Here is an 18,389-nt window from a genome sequence, read left to right on the forward strand (position 1 = left end):
CATAATGGAGGAACGTGGTTTATCCATTTCTCTTCTCATACAACGATTATGCGTTGGGTTCATTAGTATGGTCCTGAATTGGATAAATGAATTCGTTCTATGTTAGGGTTCAAGTGCTTTGACACAGCTATATCTATTCTTTCTGGAGTAGAAGCTGTGCATATGATGAAAAAAGAACAGATTGATTTACAGACCAGTCTGTCTAAAATTAGAAAGAATTTATTCATCAATTGTTTGAACTTGTAGCATAAAATACAATTCTGTTAGGAATATATGCATTTTACTGGTTTTCATGTTATCTTTGCACCAGAACCCGAATTAGTTTGAAAACTTATTCATAAGAAATGTAAAATTTTAATGATATAAATAATAAATACGAGAGAGGGGAAATTATGGATACATTATTGAAAAAAATAAAACTACTTAGTAAACAAGAACCAAAAACATTGGAGCAAATGGTTTTAAAATTAACCGAAGAGGTTGGTGAGACAGCTCAAGCAGTATTGTCTTATTTAAAGGTAAATGGCAGTGAATATAAGAAATTAGAAATGAATGATGTCAAGGAAGAGTGTATAGATGTGATTCTCGTATCTTTAGCTTTATTTTATAAACTAACGGAAGATGAAGATGAATTGCAAGGATTAATGGAGAAAAAAATGAAAAAATGGGAGAATGGAATGCGATAAATACTGTTTTTGAAACTACTAGAATGAACTAGTAGTTTTTTATTTTTATGAACGTTTTTTACATTTAGTTTATGAATTAAGGAATCATATGTCATTTATCTCTTAAAATAGGGATGAAATTGTCAAGTTATTATTTTCAGATATTTGTTGAGAAAATATTAATTTGAAAATGTAGTAAATCGCTACTTTTATCCCGCTATTTTAGGGCAGTAAGACTCCCACCTCAAGATGCAGAGAGGCAAGGAAGGTAGGTGGGAGGAGGGCTGCCCGTAACAGCCCGATTGGTGAGGGCTCATAATCAGTGGGGGATGAAGAAAACCCCCACCGATTAAAGTTTAACTTTATCATGTCCGTAGTTGAGGTGTAAATATAAATATATTTGTTTCAGGAGTAAAATTCACAGTTTTTGAGTGAAGGGCTGTTTTTATAATAGGTGATATTGCTAATTTGTTATATAGATATAATTAAAGATTTTATCAGAAAAGTAAAAAAATATTGACAAGATTATTGAGAAACATTATCATTTGGTTGTGAAACAGAAAATGAAAATCATTATCAATTAAATGGTTTTAGAAATCAAAGTACAACACACGTACAAACCTTCACTTGACAGATAAGTTTACTGTGTATATCATTTTTATTGAAATCCGATTGATAATGATTATCAATATCGATTAAAATTAATAATCTTATTCATGTTAGACGGGAATAAGAAAGCGATTTTGAAAAGAAAGGATTTGGGGATATGAGTTGTAACGAGTTCAAAGGGAAAATAGCTTTAGTTACTGGGGCAGCCCAAGGAATTGGTAAAACAGTGGCCAGTATGCTTGCTGAAAGGGGGGCTGAAGTTGCTGCGGTAGATACAAATCTTTCAGCTCTTCAATTCCTTTCACATTCTCATGAATCAAAAGGAACAATCTTGAAAGCGTTCCAATTAGATGTCAGTAACAGTGCTGCAGTAGAAAGTATAGTAGATCAAATCGAAAATGAGATGGGATCTATTGATATTTTAGTAAATGTTGCTGGCATTTTACGAATGGGTCAAATTTCATCTTTTCGTGATGAAGATTGGGATGCCACTTTTTCTGTCAATTCTACAGGAGTGTTTTATATATCACGTGCAGTTAGTAAACGTATGATGGGGAGAAAGTCTGGCGTAATTGTGACGGTTGGTTCGAATGCAGCGAATATTCCGAGAATAGGGATGGCGGCATATGCAGCATCAAAAGCGGCAGTAACGATGTTTACGAAATGTCTAGGATTGGAACTTGCAAAGTACAATATTCGCTGTAACTTAGTTTCGCCCGGTTCAACCGAAACAGAGATGCAGCGGCAACTTTGGACAGATGAAAATGGGCCTGAAAGGATTATTGCAGGTTCACAAGATACATATAGATTGGGAATTCCACTTCAAAAAATAGCGATGCCTGTAGAAATTGCTGAAGGAGTATTATTTTTAGTTTCAAGTAAGGCAAGTCATATTACGATGCATAATTTATGTATCGATGGTGGTGCGACTTTAGGAGTTTAAAAAATGATTATGGGAGGGATTTCAAATTATGAATCATACAGCTGTTTTAAAAGAATTAGCGACAAGTTTATTACATGATTACAAAGCTGGGTCTTCGTTCTTTTTTGCTTCACCATATCGAACGATTCTAGCTGAAGGAACATTTACTGCAGTTAAGCATAGTCAGGCAGAAAGTTTTCTTGAAACTGTTCAATATGTATTAAAAAATGCAAAGCAAGCGGGACATCAAAATCCAATTGTAGTAGGGGCGCTACCTTTTGATCGAACAAAAACAATGCAACTTATTGTCCCTCAGGAAACGAGAGTTACAGATCGTTTACAGTGGGATGTTACAGAACAAACTCAGGAATCTTCCTCTGTACATAGATTTAAAATGAAGCCGATCCCAACGCCTTTAGAATATATGCGTGGTGTAGAGCAAGGAATAGCAAAAATAAAGAGTAGTGACTTGAGAAAAATCGTTCTATCAAGATTATTAGATGTTTATTCTTCAGGGGAAATGGACGTTCAGAAGTTGCTATATGACTTAGCAAAACACAATTCACATGGTTATACATTTGCGGTAGATTTACCAAATAGTGAGGGTGATACAAAGCAGAAACGCACTCGAACCTTGATAGGAGCTAGTCCTGAATTGCTTGTTTCAAGAAGAGGAATGCAAGTTATTTCTAACCCGCTTGCAGGATCTAGACCTCGAAGTGGAGATCCTGCTGAAGATAAGAGGCGAGCAGAAGAATTACTTTCCTCAGCGAAAGATTTACATGAACATGCGGTTGTTGTAGAAGCAGTGGCGGCAGCGCTTCGTCCCTATTGCCGTACGTTACATGTGCCAGAAAAACCATCACTCATTCATAGTGAAACGATGTGGCATTTATCTACAGAAGTGAAAGGGTCGCTACTGGATGAATCTATTTCTGCATTAGAATTAGCATCTGCACTTCATCCGACACCTGCTGTTTGCGGAACCCCTACTGAAAAAGCACGTGAAGCAATTCAAGAGATTGAACCATTTGATCGAGAGTTTTTCACTGGCATGCTTGGTTGGAGTGATATAAATGGTGATGGAGAATGGATTGTAACAATTCGCTGTGCGGAAGTAGAAGAGAACTCACTTCGTTTATATGCCGGAGCTGGTATTGTTGCGGAATCAAAGCCTGAGGATGAATTAGCAGAAACATCAGCTAAATTCCGTACGATGCTTCAAGCTATGGGATTAGATGAGGACTCATTGGAGGGATAAATGATGCTATCAGGATGCTATGAATGGCCAAAAGAATTTGCAAATCGGTACAGAGAAGCTGGTTGTTGGCGCGGAGAAACGTTTGGAGAAATGCTTAGAGAGCGTGCGATCAAGTATGGTGAACGTATTGCATTGACAAGCGGGGAAGATCATATCAGTTATAAAGAGTTTGATAAACGAGTGGATCGTTTAGCCGCGGGTTTTCTATCACTAGGGATTAAAAAAACAGATCGTGTCGTTCTTCAATTACCAAATATTACAGAGTTTTTTGAAGTGTGTTTTGCACTTTTTCGAATTGGGGCTCTTCCTGTGTTCGCTCTGCCAGCACATCGAAGTAGTGAGATTAGTTATTTTTGTGAATTTGCTGAAGCCACTGCTTATATTATTGTAGATAAACAACTTGGATTTGACTATCGAAATCTTGCAAGAGATGTGAAAAGAAAAGTACCGACATTGAATCATATCATTGTTGTTGGTGAGGAAGAAGAGTTTGTGGGCATTCGCGATTTATATAGGGAACCAGTTGACTTACCTGAAGTGAAATCTAGCGATGTAGCTTTCTTACAACTATCAGGGGGGACAACGGGACTACCAAAACTCATTCCAAGAACACATGATGACTACATTTATAGTTTACGAGTAAGTGCTGAGATTTGTCGGTTGAACGAGGATAGTGTATACCTTGCTGTTCTTCCGGTTGCTCATAATTACCCGCTCAGTTCACCAGGAACTCTCGGAACATTTTATGCTGGGGGAAGGGTGGTGCTCGCTTCTGGAGGGAGTCCTGATGAAGCGTTTGCTTTCATTGAGAAGGAACGTGTCACAATTACAGCGCTTGTACCGCCGCTTGCGATGATATGGCTGGATGCAAAAGCATCGCGCCATAATGATTTATCTAGCCTTCAAGTTTTGCAAGTTGGAGGTGCGAAGTTTAGCGCAGAAGCTGCGAAGCGTATACGTCCTACATTTGGCTGTACATTGCAACAAGTATTTGGCATGGCAGAAGGGTTAGTCAATTATACAAGACTTGATGATTGTGAAGAAATGATTATTCATACGCAAGGGCGACCTATGTCAGAGTTTGATGAAGTACGTGTTGTAGATGAAAATGATTGTGACGTAAAGCCGGGTGAAGTGGGAAGGCTATTAACTCGTGGTCCTTACACGATTCGCGGTTATTATAAAGCGGAAGAACATAATGCGAAATCTTTTACCCCTGATGGTTTTTACCGCACAGGAGATCTTGTGAAAATAAACGAGCACGGGTATGTAGTCGTCGAAGGTCGCGATAAAGATCAAATTAATCGTGGCGGGGAAAAAGTAGCAGCAGAAGAGGTAGAAAATCATCTGTTAGCACATCGTTCCGTTCATGATGCTGCAATTGTATCAATGCCTGATGAGTATTTAGGTGAACGTACTTGTGCGTTCGTCATCGCGCGCGGACAACAGCCATCTGTAGGAGAGCTGAAAACATTTTTAAGAGAACGCGGAATTGCGGCGTATAAAATTCCGGACCGAATCGAATTTGTTAAAGCGTTTCCACAAACTGGTGTAGGGAAAGTAAGCAAGAAAGAATTACGAAAAGCAATTGCCGAAAGATTGCAGTCGACCATTCATTCATAATGTTTTAATCATATATTCAATTAAATTGGAAGGAAGTGATTAGATGGCGATTCCTGCTATCTCAATATATAAAATGCCAACTGAATCAGATTTACCGACGAATAAAGTAACGTGGAAACTAGATCCAAAACGTGCAGTACTTCTTATTCACGACATGCAAGAGTATTTTCTTGATGCGTACTGCGATGAAGAATCTCCAAAAGTAGAGCTCATTTCTAATATTCAGCGACTGAGACAAACTTGTAAGGGACTTCATGTACCCGTTATTTATACTGCGCAGCCAGGTGGACAAACATTGGAACAACGAGGGTTATTACAAGATTTTTGGGGTGCTGGTATTCCGAAAGGACCACATAAACAGAAAATTGTTGATGAACTTACACCTGATGAAGAGGATATTTTTCTTACAAAATGGAGATATAGTGCCTTTAAAAAGACGAATTTATTAGACATTTTGCATGAACAAGGTCGTGATCAATTAATCATTTGCGGTGTATATGCACATATCGGTTGTCTTTTAACAGCATGTGAAGCGTTTATGGATGGAATTCAAACTTTCTTTATCGCGGATGCCGTTGCTGATTTTTCATTCGATCATCATAGACAAGCAATGCAATATGCCTCCGATCGATGTGCGGTAACGACAACAACGAATGCAGTATTAACAGATTTCCAATGTGTAAAAGAGGAAAGCGAACCGTCCATTACACTACAAATGATACGTGAACAAGTTGCCCAGCTACTTCGTGAGTCCCCAGCGGATATTGCAAATGACGAACATTTATTCAATCGCGGATTAGACTCTGTTAGATTAATGAGTTTAGTAGAGAAGTGGCGCCAAACTGGTGTAGAAGTTACTTTTGCTGATTTGGCGGAACACCCAACCATTGCAGACTGGTTTCGATTGATATCATCACAAAAAGAAAGAGTACTGTAAATGGCAGATTACAAAATAAAGGGGTAATACAGTATGTCTAATTGTCAAAAGACTCGCTATTCATTATCATCTGCGCAATCCGGAATGTGGTTTGCGCAGCAACTTGATCCAGATAATCCGATTTATAATACAGCTGAATATGTGGAGATACATGGAGTAGTAAATCCAGAAATATTTGAATTAGCAGTTCGCACTGTTGTAATGGAAGCAGAAGCATTACATGTTCATTTTGAAGAAAATGAAGCGGGCCCATGGCAAGTCATTGATAAATCTTCAACTTTGCATATGCATTTCATCGATGTCAGTTCAGAAAATAATCCGAAACGTGCGGCTGAAATGTGGATGAAAGAAGATATAGCTACGCCGATTGATTTAAAAAAAGATAAGTTGTTTACCGAAGCATTATTCCAAGTTGCCTCCGATCACTTTATTTGGTATCAGCGTATTCATCATATTGTAATGGATGGATATGGTTTCTCATTACTTGTTCAAAAAGTAGCAACAGTATATACGAGGTTAATGAATCAGCAATCGTATCATGAGAAGCCATTCGGTTCTTTACAACAAGTTTTAGCGGAAGATGACGTATATCGTAACTCTTCTCAAATTGAGAAAGACCGCAATTTCTGGTTAGAACGATTTCAAGATTTACCAGAAGTGATAAGCTTAGCTGAACATGCATCTAAAGCACCTAAAGAATTTTTACGTCAAACGACTTACTTATCGCATTTGCAAACAAAATCATTACAACAAGTAGCGCTGGCGTGCAATGTAAATTGGCCAGACTTGATTATTGCTGCACTTGCCATTTATATTCATAAATTAACAAGTGCCAAAGATATTGTTTTAGGATTACCGATGATGGGGCGTTTAGGATCGGCATCGATCAATACGCCGAGTATGGTGATGAATGTCGTTCCGCTTAGATTGTCCTTATCTGCTTCGATGAGTTTGGCTGAAATTACCGAGCATGTCGCTCATGAAATAAGCGAAATACGTCTTCATCAAAAATATCGTCATGAAGAACTCCGCCGCGACCTTAAATTATTAGGAGAAAACCAACGATTATTTGGTCCAATCATCAATGTGATGCCATTTGATTATCGTTTGAATTTCGCTGGAAACCTTGGAGTGAAACACAATCTTTCAGCGGGACCTGTAGACGATTTTTCTATACATGTATATAACCATTTTGATAAGAATGAATTCATGTTTCACTTTGATGCTAATCCTGCGATATATAGCGAAGGAGATGTAATGGCTCATAAAGACCGATTTATGCATTTTTTAGAAACTCTAACACATATGGATCCAACTGAATCAATTGGTAAGATGGAAGTAGTACTTCCAAATGAACGCCATCAAGTAATACAAGAGTGGAACGAAACTTCTGTAGAAAAAGAACGTATCAGTCTGCCAAATTTATTTGAGAAACAAGCAAATCAAACACCAAGTGCAACAGCGGTAGTAGGCGGAGAATGGGAACTGACTTATCAAGAATTAAACGAACGAGCAAATAAGCTAGCGCATTTCTTGCTAGAACAAGGAGTGCAGCCGGGACAATTTGTAGCCTTAGCATTTCCAAGGACAGTCGACATGCTGATTGGAATGTTAGCAGTACTAAAGACTGGATCCGCATATATACCAGTAGATCCTGAGTATCCAGCTGATCGAGTGCAGTATATACTCAATGATGCAAATCCTGTTTGCATCATTACAACATCTTCCGTGTTGGGGAATTTACCTGATGAGCGAAATGTGGAGACATTTGTATTAGATAGTGAAGTAATGAAAAGAAAATTGCAACAGTATCCTTGTATAAATCCAGAAACGCGAAATGCTTCTAGTCTTTTAAATCCTGCGTATACAATTTATACGTCTGGGTCAACGGGTAAACCAAAAGGTGTTGTTGTTTCAATGGGAAGTTTAAGCAACTTCTTATTAGCGATGCAAGATATATTTTCAGTGCAGGAAAACGATTGTTTACTAGCCGTTACAACTTTTGCTTTTGATATCTCAGCATTAGAGATGTATGTCCCGCTTATAAGCGGTGCAAGTATTAGAATTGCGCAAAAAGAAGAAATCCAAGATTCAGTTATTTTGGCGGAAGTATTACAAAACGAAGAAATTACGATTATGCAAGCAACACCATCGCTTTGGCAAATGCTTGTGACGGATAATCCGGAAAGTATAAAGGGAGTACGTGTTCTCGTAGGTGGTGAAGCACTTCCAAATGCATTGGCAGCAAAATTAAAAGAATTAAATTGTGATGTTACCAATCTTTACGGACCAACAGAAACAACCATTTGGTCTACAGCAATGCGTCTGAATAGTATGAACACACATATACCTCCCATTGGAAAACCAATTTGGAATACAGAAGTATATGTATTAGATGCTAGCTTACAACCTGTTCCGCCAGGGGTAGTGGGAGAATTATATATCGCTGGAGCAGGGCTTGCCCATGGATATTTAGGAAGGCCAGATTTAACAGCAGAGCGATTTGTGGCCAATCCTTATGGAAAACCAGGAACGCGGATGTACCGTACGGGTGATCTTGTAAAATGGCGCAAAGATGGTTCTCTCGAATATATGAGTCGTGCGGACTATCAAATTAAAATGCGCGGTTTCCGTATAGAGCTAGCTGAAATAGAAACAGTACTCCATCAGCACGCAACTGTTCAACAAGCAGTTGTACTTGTGAGAGAAGATCAACCGGGAGATAAAAGGCTCGTTGCTTATATTGTAGGGGAATCTGTTGATTCTACATATATTCGCTCTTATGTAGCAGAGCACTTACCAGCATATATGGTCCCTTCAGCTATTATCATATTGTCGAAATTACCGTTAACACCAAATGGGAAAATCGATCGAAAAGCACTGCCAGCACCTGATTTCAGTGTAAATACAAGTGAACGAGTACCCCGAAATCCGAAAGAGGAAATCTTATGTAATCTTTTTGCTGAAGTGCTCGGCCTTAAACGAATAGGAATAGATGATCATTTCTTTGAAATGGGCGGTCATTCTCTTTTGGCAGCACGTTTAATGGGGCGCATTCGGGACGTATTAGGTATAGAAATAGGAATTGGTAAATTATTTGAGGCGCCAACTGTTGCTGCATTTGCGAAACAATTAGATGGTGCAAAAAGTGCAAGGCCAGCTTTGAAAAAGATGAAGCGTCCGAAGGAAATTCCTCTTTCCTTTTCCCAGCGCCGTTTATGGTTCTTGAGTTGTTTAGAAGGACCGAGTCCAACGTATAATATACCGTTAGTGATTCGCATGTCTGGTGAAATAAATAAAGAAGCATTACAAGATGCGCTTTACGATATTGTAGAACGTCATGAGATGCTAAGAACGATTTTTCCAGAACAATTTGGAACTCCTTGCCAGAAAATTCTTACAATGGAGGAGGCGAAACCTAAGCTTATTATAACGCATACTACGGAATCGGATTTATCTGATTTGCTCGCTGAATCGGTTCGGTATAGTTTTCATTTAGCTAAAGAGCCTGCAATTCGCGTTGAACTATTGGAAATCAAGAAAAATGAATATGTACTCCTTATTTTATTACATCATATTATAGGGGACGGTTGGTCTTTAAGTACATTAACAAAAGATTTCGCCGCTTCGTATAGAGCTCGTTGTCAAGGTGAAATCGTGCAGTGGGAAACTCTTCCGGTGCAATACGCTGATTACACTCTTTGGCAACAAGAACTGTTAGGAAATGAAGAGATGAAGGACAGTCTGATTTCAAAACAAATTGATTTTTGGAAAGAAGAATTGAACGGATTACCAGATCAATTACAATTGCCTACAGACTGTCAACGTCCTACTGAAATAAGTTATCACGGGGATACGATCGATTTTCATATTCATTCAGGTTTACATAACCGTTTATTAGAACTCGCTCGCATGCATGGTGTGAGTCTATTTATGGTAATGCAAGCAGGCCTTACTGCACTGCTTACAAGATTAGGAGCCGGAACGGATATTCCAATTGGTAGTCCGGTAGCTGGACGCAATGATGATGCTCTTAGTGAGATGATTGGTTTATTTATAAATACATTCGTTTTACGTACAGATACATCGGGAGATCCAACTTTTACAGAACTGTTAAATCGAGTGAAAAAAGGAAATCTTGCTGCTTATGAACATCAAGATGTTCCATTTGAGCGCCTTGTAGAAGTGCTGAACCCTGTACGTTCGAGAAATAGTCATCCGCTCTTTCAAATTATGCTAGCTTTTCAAAATACGCCGCAAGCCCAATTTGATATACCAAATGTAGAAACGACACTTGAGATTCAGAGCGTAGGAGCTGCTAAATTTGATTTGACGATTGAACTAAATGAGCGAAGTACTAAAGAAGGAAGTGCAGATGGAGTACAAGGTTTACTAGAATATCGTACAGATTTATTTCAATATGAGACGGCTCAAAAATTTGTAACACGATTCATTCGATTGTTAGAAGATGCAGTAGAGAATCCAGAGAAACCGATTGGACGTTTAGAAATTTTGGAGGAAGAAGAATATCATACGATTTTAAAAAAATGGAACGGTGGCTTTCAAACTATATCTGAAATGACGTTGCCAGAACGATTTGAACAGCAAGTTCACAAGACTCCGGGTGCAACCGCTATTGTGTTTGAGGGGAAAACATTAAGCTATGAACAGTTAAATCAAAAGGCAAATCAGTTAGCTCGTTTGTTAATTGCAAAAGGGGTAGGGCCAGAGCAAATCGTTGCGTTAGCAATGCCGCGATCACTTGATATGATGATTAGCTTATTAGCCGTTTTAAAGGCAGGAGCGGGATATTTACCGTTAGATCCTCATTATCCAGCAGATCGAATTTCATTTATGTTAAGTGATGCACAGCCGGTTTGTATCATTACGAGTACAGAAGTTGAAATGGATCATCAAGCGCCAAACGTAATTGTTATTGATGATGTGAAAACAAGGAATGTGATCAATCAATATTGTACCGAAGATATTGAGGGGGCAGAACGAATCCAACCTTTATCACCGCTGCACGTCGCTTATGTTATTTATACATCAGGTTCGACAGGCAAACCAAAAGGTGTCATGATTCCACATCAAAATGTTATAAGGTTATTTGGTGCAACGGATCATTGGTTCCAATTTGATGAAACAGATATTTGGACAATGTTTCATTCTTATGCATTTGATTTCTCAGTTTGGGAGATTTGGGGACCGTTGTTATATGGAGGTCGGCTTGTTGTTGTACCGCATACGGTCAGTCGTTCACCGCAGGAGTTTTTACATCTTCTTGTTAAGGAGAGAGTAACTGTTTTAAACCAGACACCGTCCGCATTTTATCAACTTATGCAGGCGGATCGTGAAAACATAGAATTAGGCAAACAGCTTTCTTTACGCTATATCATTTTTGGCGGAGAGGCACTGGAATTAAGCCATCTAGAAGATTGGTACAGTCGTCATAAAGAACAGGCACCAAAGCTCATTAATATGTATGGGATTACGGAAACAACTGTACATGTAAGTTATATAGAACTGGACCAAAATATTGTATCCTTACGAGCAAATAGTTTAATTGGATGTAGTATACCAGATTTGAAAGTATACGTATTAGATCATTATTTACAGCCTGTACCATCGGGAGTTATCGGAGAAATGTATGTGGCTGGAGCAGGACTTGCGCGTGGATATTTAGGGCGCGCTGGATTAACGGCAGAGCGATTTATAGCAAATCCATACGGAGAGCCGGGTACTCGTATATATCGCACTGGTGATTTGGCGCGCTGGAGACAAGATGGAACATTAGATTATATAGGTCGAGCAGATCATCAAATTAAAATGCGCGGTTTCCGCATTGAACTTGGTGAAATTGAAGCTACAATGATGCAGCATCCGCATGTAGAACAAGCAGCTGTTATTGTGAGGGAAGATCAGCCAGGTGATAAACGGTTAGTTGCATACATCGTTTTGTCACCACAAATACAGATAGAAACAGTTAACATGCGTCAATATGTTGGAAAGAGTCTGCCAGATTATATGGTGCCATCCGCTTTTGTTATGATCGATAAGTTACCATTAACTCCAAATGGAAAGTTAGATCGAAAGGCGTTACCAGCTCCACAATTTACAGAATCTACCAGGATTCGAGGACCAAGAACACCAAAAGAGGAACTGTTATGTGACATATTTACAGAAGTTTTACAAGTACCTCGAATTGGAATTGACGATAGTTTCTTTGAACTTGGTGGACATTCGTTGCTTGCTGTAAAGCTAATGAGCCGTATGAGAGAGGCGTTAGGTATAGAAATAAATATTGGACATTTATTTACAGCGCCGACAGTTTCTGCTCTTGCGGAAAGACTTGAAATGGGAACGAATCAAAGCGCATTAGATATTATGTTACCTTTGCGAACAAGCGGTGAAGAATTACCGATATTTTGTGTTCATCCAGCGGGAGGACTGAGCTGGTGTTATGCAGGATTAATGAAATCTTTAGGAAAAGAGTATCCAATCTACGGTGTACAAGCACGCGGTATTTCAAAAAAAGAAAAACTTCCAAAAACATTAGAGGAAATGGCTGCGGATTATCTGATACATGTTCGGGAAGTTCAACCGCATGGACCATATAGATTACTAGGGTGGTCGCTTGGGGGAAATGTTGTTCATGCAATGGCGACGCATTTGCAAAGTGAGGGCGAAGAAGTTGAAATGATTGTGATGCTTGATTCGTATCCAGGTCATTTCTTACCGAATACAGAGGCGCCTACTGAGGAAGAGGCACTCATCGCGTTGTTAGCTTTAGGTGGTTATGATCCAGATCATATGGATGGGAAACCACTTAATATGGAAAGTGCCATTGAAATCCTTCATAAGGATGGAAGTGCATTAGCTAGCCTAGAAAAAACAACTATTTTGAATTTAAAAGAAACATATGTGAATTCTGTTACGCTACTAGGAAAATATGTTCCAAAGAAATTTAAAGGGAATCTTATCTTCTTTAGATCGACAGTCATACCAGAATGGTTTGATCCTATTTCACCAACCACGTGGTCTAGCTATATAGATGGGGAAATAGAACAATATGATATTGACTGCCGGCATAAAGATTTATGTCAGCCTGAACCACTTGCTGAAATTGGAAAAGTGTTAGCAAGTAGATTACAAGAAAAGAAAGGAGTAATCATATATGACGAATCCATTTGAAAATGATAATGATATGTATAAAGTGTTAATAAATGAAGAAGGCCAGCATTCTGTCTGGCCAGCTTTTCTCGACGTACCAGCTGGTTGGAGCGTTGTGCATGACAATGATAGTAGGCAAGCTTGTCTAGCATATATTGAATTACACTGGACGGATATGATGCCAAAGCGTCTTCATCAACTTGAATATGTATCAGTAGGGAAGTAAGAATAAATGTAAAATAGAACGGAAAAATGAGATAAAAACCAGCAAGTGAGTAAAGAGATTGTAGAGAATATAAAAGAGGTGGTGCTAGTGATAGCTTGGAAGGATGAAGATTCCATTCCGAAACTTCATGATCGTAATTGTCAAATATGGTGGGCACAAATATCAGACTTACAACCATGGCATTTTCATTTATTAAATGAAGAGGAACGAAAAAAGGCAAATTCGTTTCACCATTCAGCAGACCGTGCCCGCTTTGTCATTGGCTGTGTAATCAGTCGTCTCGTACTTGGAAATCACCTTGGTGTGTCTCCGCTTCAAGTGCCAATAGATCGGACATGCCCGGTTTGTAAGTTAGCGCATGGAAGGCCACAACTACCAGATGGTATGCCAAAATTATCCGTATCGCATTCTGGAGAGTATGTTGTTGTAGCATTTACAGCATCTGCGCCTGTTGGGATAGATATTGAACAAATAACCCCGAATATTGATGTTAGGAATATGGCGACAGGTGTATTAACAGATACGGAAATGATGCACGTTATGCAAGTGCCAGATGAAAAAAAGATTGCAGGGTTCTTAACATATTGGACGCGGAAGGAAGCCGTACTAAAGGCTACTGGAGAAGGACTGATACTTTCTCCAACTCATCTTATGGTCTCAGCACCAAATGATGCTCCTAAACTACTCGTTTTTAAGGAAAGATCATCACTCTTAGAAAATACAGTTATGACGGATGTACAATTAGGTTTTGGATACATCGCATCATTGGCAGTGTTAAATAAAGAAATAACAGAGTTTCAACAGCGAAATGCTAGATCTCTTCTATATTCTTACGAAAGAGAGTGTGTGACAATATATAAAGGTTCAGAAAAATAAACGAGGTGTTGGTCGTGTTAGTAACCGAAAATAAAAGAAATGAAGCTGCTGATATGACAGCCGCAAAAGCAATGAAAGATGTCGTGTTTTCTTATAATAAATCATCAATGGAAACGTTAGAAAACATCATTCAAGACAGCGTTCAGTTTCATGTGATCGAACAGGAAATGTTAGAGAGAAAATATATTCCAAAAGAAGTGAAAAACTTTTTTGATCATAATGGAACATATCTTTACCGTGTGTCTTCTATTTGTTACAAGGGAAAGGAATTATCTGAAAGACTCGTATTTGCTGATACATCACTTTTGCCGAGTCATGTAAAGAAAGAATTAGAAAATGGATGTACTCCTGTTGAAGAATTAGTGAGAGAGCTAGATATAAGAAAAAATATTCTATATCAAGGTTATCAGCCGTCAGGACATATTCTTGAATTATTTGATGGATGTTCAGTAAAATCACATATATATCCAACTAGAAAATATCAAATTGTAAGTAAATGCAAATGTCTATTTTATATTTGTGAAGTATTTCATGCGAAACATATATATGAAGTTATGGAGTTTGAAGAAAAGGATTCTAAAGAGAGAACATATCCTTCTTAATTCTATACGATTCCCTGCACGATAAGAGAATTTTTGAATGAATTTGTTTCATTGAAAAAAGGGAATTTCAATACGTTATTGACAGGTATATGACAGTTTGTCAATCTCAGTGCGTCAGTTCTTCCGGAAATGCTTCGTGGGCAGTTTTTTACGCTCAAACGTGGTAAAAATGTGAATAGCTCATACTCGTCCCCGTGTAAATGGTTGTGTGGTAACTTCTAATTTACACGAAGCGAGGTGAGCTTTTTTACTTTTTTAGGTGTCGCATTTAATAATACAATTCATCACATATAAAAAATGTAAGAAATATGTTGGTGTTTCAGCCGAAAATTCGCAATCTGGGACTTCTGTACGTTTGACTCAACAAACGTATAGTGGTATTCGAGCACGTCAGGTACTTTATCAGATGTTTATAATGATGTTAGCAAATGGAAAACGAAAACCAACTGTTTTCAAAGCGTATTATGATTGTAAAGTAGAAGAAGGCAATTGGCCATCTTTATGGTGAAATTGCAAATTTTATCTATACAATTAGGAGGGAACGAAATGGGGAAAATTTCATTAATACCTCACCATAAAAGATTTACAAAAGTAATGTCGTCTCTATCTTCAGCATCTCAAATAAAAGATGCATTAGGACTTAATAACGACCAAACTTCACTTGAAGGAACTATAGAATTTATTGAGTTTATTCTTAAGCAAGAAAAATTAGGTAAGCAATATTCTCGAGTTATACTAAATGAAAGTGAAGAGTTAATTGGAGTTATTACGCTAAAAGATATAAACAAAACAAATAAAACTTGTCATATTGGAACGTGGATAGGTCATCAATATTGGGGAAAAGGTTATAATGCGTTAGCAAAATCAGAAATTTTATATACAGCATTTACAGTATTGAATTTAGATTATGTATTTGCCGGGGCAAAATTATCAAATATACGTTCCCAAAAGGCACAGGAAAAGCTACCATATATAAGAATTGATGTACAATCAGAGTTCCCAGATGAATATAAAAAATTAGAGTCTCAAGTAAATACTCCGTGTGTTTTGAATGTAATAGAGAAAGATATGTTTCTAAACTGGCATTCAAATAATAAATAAAATTGTTGTTGAACGAAATAGAGTTGTTCTTATTGCTTTAAAGAGTAGTTGAATTGAACAACAAAAAGAAAAAATCGGTGCAAAAATTAACCTGTATTAAAAAAGTATTGATGTGAACGAGAGAAACAGTTGTTAGAACCTACAACTCGTACAACACTAGCAGAACTAGATACGTTACTTGCGACCGATTTTTTTGAATTTGGAAGTTCGGGTAATAAAAAACTTATATAGTTACTAGTTTTAATGGAATTACGTTTGTTAGGTTGATAACGGAGTACCATCATCATAAGTATACAGATTAAAAAAGACAAAGCATCAAATAATAAAATATGTTGGATTTTAAAATAAGTTAAAGCGAGTATTGCTAACCCAGCGCCAGCTAAAGAGGATGTTTGGCTTTGTATTTCCAAAAGGCTGCTTACCTTTTTATAGTCTTCTGAAGAAGTGATTTCTTGAGCTATTGCTATTACGCATGGAATTTGAAAACTGTGGTAAAAAAAGCCAATGATGTGTAACAATACAAGTTGCCAAAGAGGAATAGAATCATATATCCAAGTATAAGCACAAATTAAAGTGATACATATGAAGCCTACAGTCTCAGTGTATATAATAATTTTTTTCTAGAATACTGGTTCACCAAAACCCAAATATAGGGGGATAGAAAGAAAGCTGTTATAGTTAAAAGCAGGCAAGAGATACCATAGACTTTTTCAGCATCATAAATACTAAGTATTAGCCAAGGGACAGCAATGCCAGTAATACCAACACCAATTGAAGATACAACATTGCCAATGAATAGCAAGTTAAGATTCTTATTCTTCAAAATATTCATTGTAGCACTCCTTTCTAGTAAGTTTTTTGGTTTTATTGTTATTATTATACAAAATTTACAACAAAATGAATTATCCTATAGGATGAATGTTAGGTTACATATAACAAGAAGCATAAGATGGCCGTTTTGGCCAATTTATAGGTAAAGTGACATTACACATCGTTGAAAACGTTTTTGGTATAGAAAGCGTTTTTCATTTTTTTACTGTTTAATTAAAATCTCAGATCAAAATAACTTTTTTCATATTTTATGTTTAACATTTTAAAAATGGGTGTACTACATATAATATAACAAATAATTTATTTTAGAGGAGGAAGTTAAAGATGGAAACGAAATATAGTAAACCTTATGTATATGAATTTATTACAGAGAAAGAGGTCATGAATGCAGCTAATGAATTAGTGACGAGAGGAATAGACGAAAAAGATATTTACGTATTAACGCATGAAGAAGAAAGGACAGATAGAATAGCAGATAATGCAGACGTGAATACAATTGGGATAAAAGAGGAGGGTGTTGGGACAAGCTTTATTAATATTTTTCAAAAAACAGGAGATCAGTTAAGAAATAAGATGCAAGAATTAGGATTTAATGAGGAAGAAGCTAAATTTTATGAAGAAAAGCTGGATGAAGGAAAAATTTTGCTCTTCGTTAAGGATTTAGAAAGAGCAGGGAAATGGTTACAAGAAAAAAGATGTATGTATTCTCTTTAAAGCTTAAAATCTATCAATAAAAGGAGAGTAGAAATATGAGTGAAAAAGGACTACAAGAACAAATTACTGGTAAAGTTGAAAAGAAAAAGGGGCAAGTAAAAGTAGGGGTTGGTGAAGTTACAGGAGATAGGGAGTTAAAAAATGAAGGGAAGTGGGAGAAAACGAAAGGAACTATAAAAGAAAAAGTCGGAAAAGTGAAACAAAAGACGAGTGATAGATTGGATAACGAAGAATAATAAATGATTATCAAGCTTTGGTGTTTGGCCAAAGCTTGATAAATCTAATATAAAAATATATGGGGGTCTAACGATGGGAATTATCGTTACGTGTATTATAGCTGGATTTTTTGGTATGCTAGCAATAAAAGAAGGGTGGACATATGGGTGAGAAAGGACTAAAAGAACAAATTACTGGTAAAGTTAATGATTATCAAGTTTTAGTGTTTAGCCAAAGCTTGATAAATTTATTATAAAAATATATGGGAGGTCTAACGATGGGACTTATCATTACGTGTATTGTAGGTGGACTTATTGGTATGTTAGCTGGAATGATTACAGGAAAAGACTTTCCTTTAGGTATAGTTGGTAATATCATTGCTGGATTGATTGGATCGTGGGTAGGTAGCGCGTTATTTGGTCAATGGGGCCCTGAATGGAGCGGTATTTTTATTCTTCCAGCGTTGTTAGGTGCAATCGTTTTTATTTTAATCGTTACATTCTTTTCTAGAATGCTACGGAAAGCGTAAGTATTATAATTAGTAGTAATTTTAAAGGTTTATTATAAGGGAATCTGAAGTTTATTATATATTGCTATAAAGTTGATAGAATAATAAATATACATAAAAAGCAT

The 18,389-nt window shown here is 37.2% G+C and carries 15 protein-coding genes and 2 pseudogenes; 15 read left to right on the forward strand and 2 right to left on the reverse strand.

All coding sequences use genetic code 11. The annotated features are described in order from the left end of the window. Positions 1-90: 90 nt before the first annotated feature. The 12 genes and pseudogenes from MR058_RS23585 to MR058_RS04995 all read left to right on the forward strand — a co-directional run. A pseudogene (locus MR058_RS23585) lies at positions 91-251 on the forward strand (IS6 family transposase); the annotation flags it as partial. 141 nt (positions 252-392) lie between these two features. Next, positions 393-686, forward strand: coding sequence for a MazG-like family protein (locus tag MR058_RS04945; RefSeq protein WP_242142922.1), 294 nt, complete (start codon positions 393-395; stop codon positions 684-686). A 745-nt stretch (positions 687-1,431) separates the two neighbouring features. After that, the gene (locus MR058_RS04950; protein WP_242142923.1) at positions 1,432-2,217 is read left to right on the forward strand and encodes a 2,3-dihydro-2,3-dihydroxybenzoate dehydrogenase; all 786 of its coding nucleotides are present in this window, start codon (positions 1,432-1,434) and stop codon (positions 2,215-2,217) included. A 28-nt stretch (positions 2,218-2,245) separates the two neighbouring features. Beyond that, a complete protein-coding gene (dhbC, locus tag MR058_RS04955; protein ID WP_242142924.1) occupies positions 2,246-3,457 on the forward strand; it encodes an isochorismate synthase DhbC in 1,212 nt (403 codons plus the stop codon). Between the two features lie 3 nt (positions 3,458-3,460). Next, a complete protein-coding gene (locus tag MR058_RS04960) occupies positions 3,461-5,080 on the forward strand; it encodes a (2,3-dihydroxybenzoyl)adenylate synthase (RefSeq protein ID WP_242142925.1) in 1,620 nt (539 codons plus the stop codon). Positions 5,081-5,123: 43 nt separating this feature from the next. Then, positions 5,124-6,017 (forward strand): isochorismatase family protein, encoded by an 894-nt coding sequence (locus MR058_RS04965; protein WP_242142926.1) that lies wholly within the window; start codon positions 5,124-5,126, stop codon positions 6,015-6,017. A 33-nt stretch (positions 6,018-6,050) separates the two neighbouring features. After that, positions 6,051-13,211 carry an amino acid adenylation domain-containing protein gene (locus MR058_RS04970; protein WP_242142927.1) on the forward strand — a complete coding sequence of 2,387 codons (7,161 nt, stop codon included), beginning with the start codon at positions 6,051-6,053 and terminating at the stop codon, positions 13,209-13,211. Next, positions 13,195-13,416: an MbtH family protein gene (locus tag MR058_RS04975; protein ID WP_242142928.1), complete on the forward strand. Its 222-nt coding sequence runs from the start codon at positions 13,195-13,197 to the stop codon at positions 13,414-13,416. Before MR058_RS04970 ends, MR058_RS04975 begins: the two co-directional genes overlap by 17 nt. An 87-nt stretch (positions 13,417-13,503) precedes the next feature. Then, positions 13,504-14,292 carry a 4'-phosphopantetheinyl transferase family protein gene (locus MR058_RS04980; RefSeq protein ID WP_242142929.1) on the forward strand — a complete coding sequence of 263 codons (789 nt, stop codon included), beginning with the start codon at positions 13,504-13,506 and terminating at the stop codon, positions 14,290-14,292. 14 nt (positions 14,293-14,306) lie between these two features. Next, on the forward strand, positions 14,307-14,894 hold the full coding sequence (locus MR058_RS04985; RefSeq protein WP_242142930.1) for a cold-shock protein: 588 nt from the start codon (positions 14,307-14,309) through the stop codon (positions 14,892-14,894). Positions 14,895-15,165: 271 nt separating this feature from the next. Beyond that, positions 15,166-15,427, forward strand: a pseudogene (locus MR058_RS04990) (transposase); the annotation flags it as partial. 13 nt (positions 15,428-15,440) lie between these two features. After that, complete coding sequence (locus MR058_RS04995) at positions 15,441-15,995, forward strand: GNAT family N-acetyltransferase (protein WP_242142932.1); 555 nt, start codon at positions 15,441-15,443, stop codon at positions 15,993-15,995. 86 nt (positions 15,996-16,081) lie between these two features. On the opposite strand, the gene MR058_RS05000 is transcribed toward MR058_RS04995, so the two are convergent. Both MR058_RS05000 and MR058_RS05005 read right to left on the reverse strand, forming a co-directional pair. Continuing rightward, positions 16,082-16,609 carry an MFS transporter gene (locus MR058_RS05000; protein WP_313949165.1) on the reverse strand — a complete coding sequence of 176 codons (528 nt, stop codon included), beginning with the start codon at positions 16,607-16,609 and terminating at the stop codon, positions 16,082-16,084. Then, positions 16,585-16,827, reverse strand: a complete 243-nt coding sequence (locus MR058_RS05005) for a hypothetical protein (protein WP_242142933.1) — start codon at positions 16,825-16,827, stop codon at positions 16,585-16,587. The genes MR058_RS05000 and MR058_RS05005 overlap by 25 nt, the downstream gene beginning before the upstream one ends. Before the next feature lie 323 nt (positions 16,828-17,150). Here MR058_RS05005 and MR058_RS05010 point away from each other — a divergent pair, with 323 nt between their 5' ends. The 3 genes from MR058_RS05010 to MR058_RS05020 all read left to right on the forward strand — a co-directional run bounded on the left by MR058_RS05010 (position 17,151) and on the right by MR058_RS05020 (position 18,285). Beyond that, the gene (locus tag MR058_RS05010) at positions 17,151-17,540 is read left to right on the forward strand and encodes a YflT domain-containing protein (protein ID WP_242142934.1); all 390 of its coding nucleotides are present in this window, start codon (positions 17,151-17,153) and stop codon (positions 17,538-17,540) included. Between the two features lie 35 nt (positions 17,541-17,575). Beyond that, positions 17,576-17,776 carry a CsbD family protein gene (locus MR058_RS05015; RefSeq protein ID WP_242142935.1) on the forward strand — a complete coding sequence of 67 codons (201 nt, stop codon included), beginning with the start codon at positions 17,576-17,578 and terminating at the stop codon, positions 17,774-17,776. Positions 17,777-18,033: 257 nt separating this feature from the next. Continuing rightward, on the forward strand, positions 18,034-18,285 hold the full coding sequence (locus MR058_RS05020) for a GlsB/YeaQ/YmgE family stress response membrane protein (RefSeq protein WP_242142936.1): 252 nt from the start codon (positions 18,034-18,036) through the stop codon (positions 18,283-18,285). The last annotated feature ends 104 nt before the right edge of the window (positions 18,286-18,389 follow it).

It is taken from the genome of Bacillus cereus group sp. BfR-BA-01430 (assembly GCF_022663115.1).
Taxonomy (GTDB): Bacteria; Bacillota; Bacilli; order Bacillales; family Bacillaceae_G; genus Bacillus_A; species Bacillus_A cereus_BD.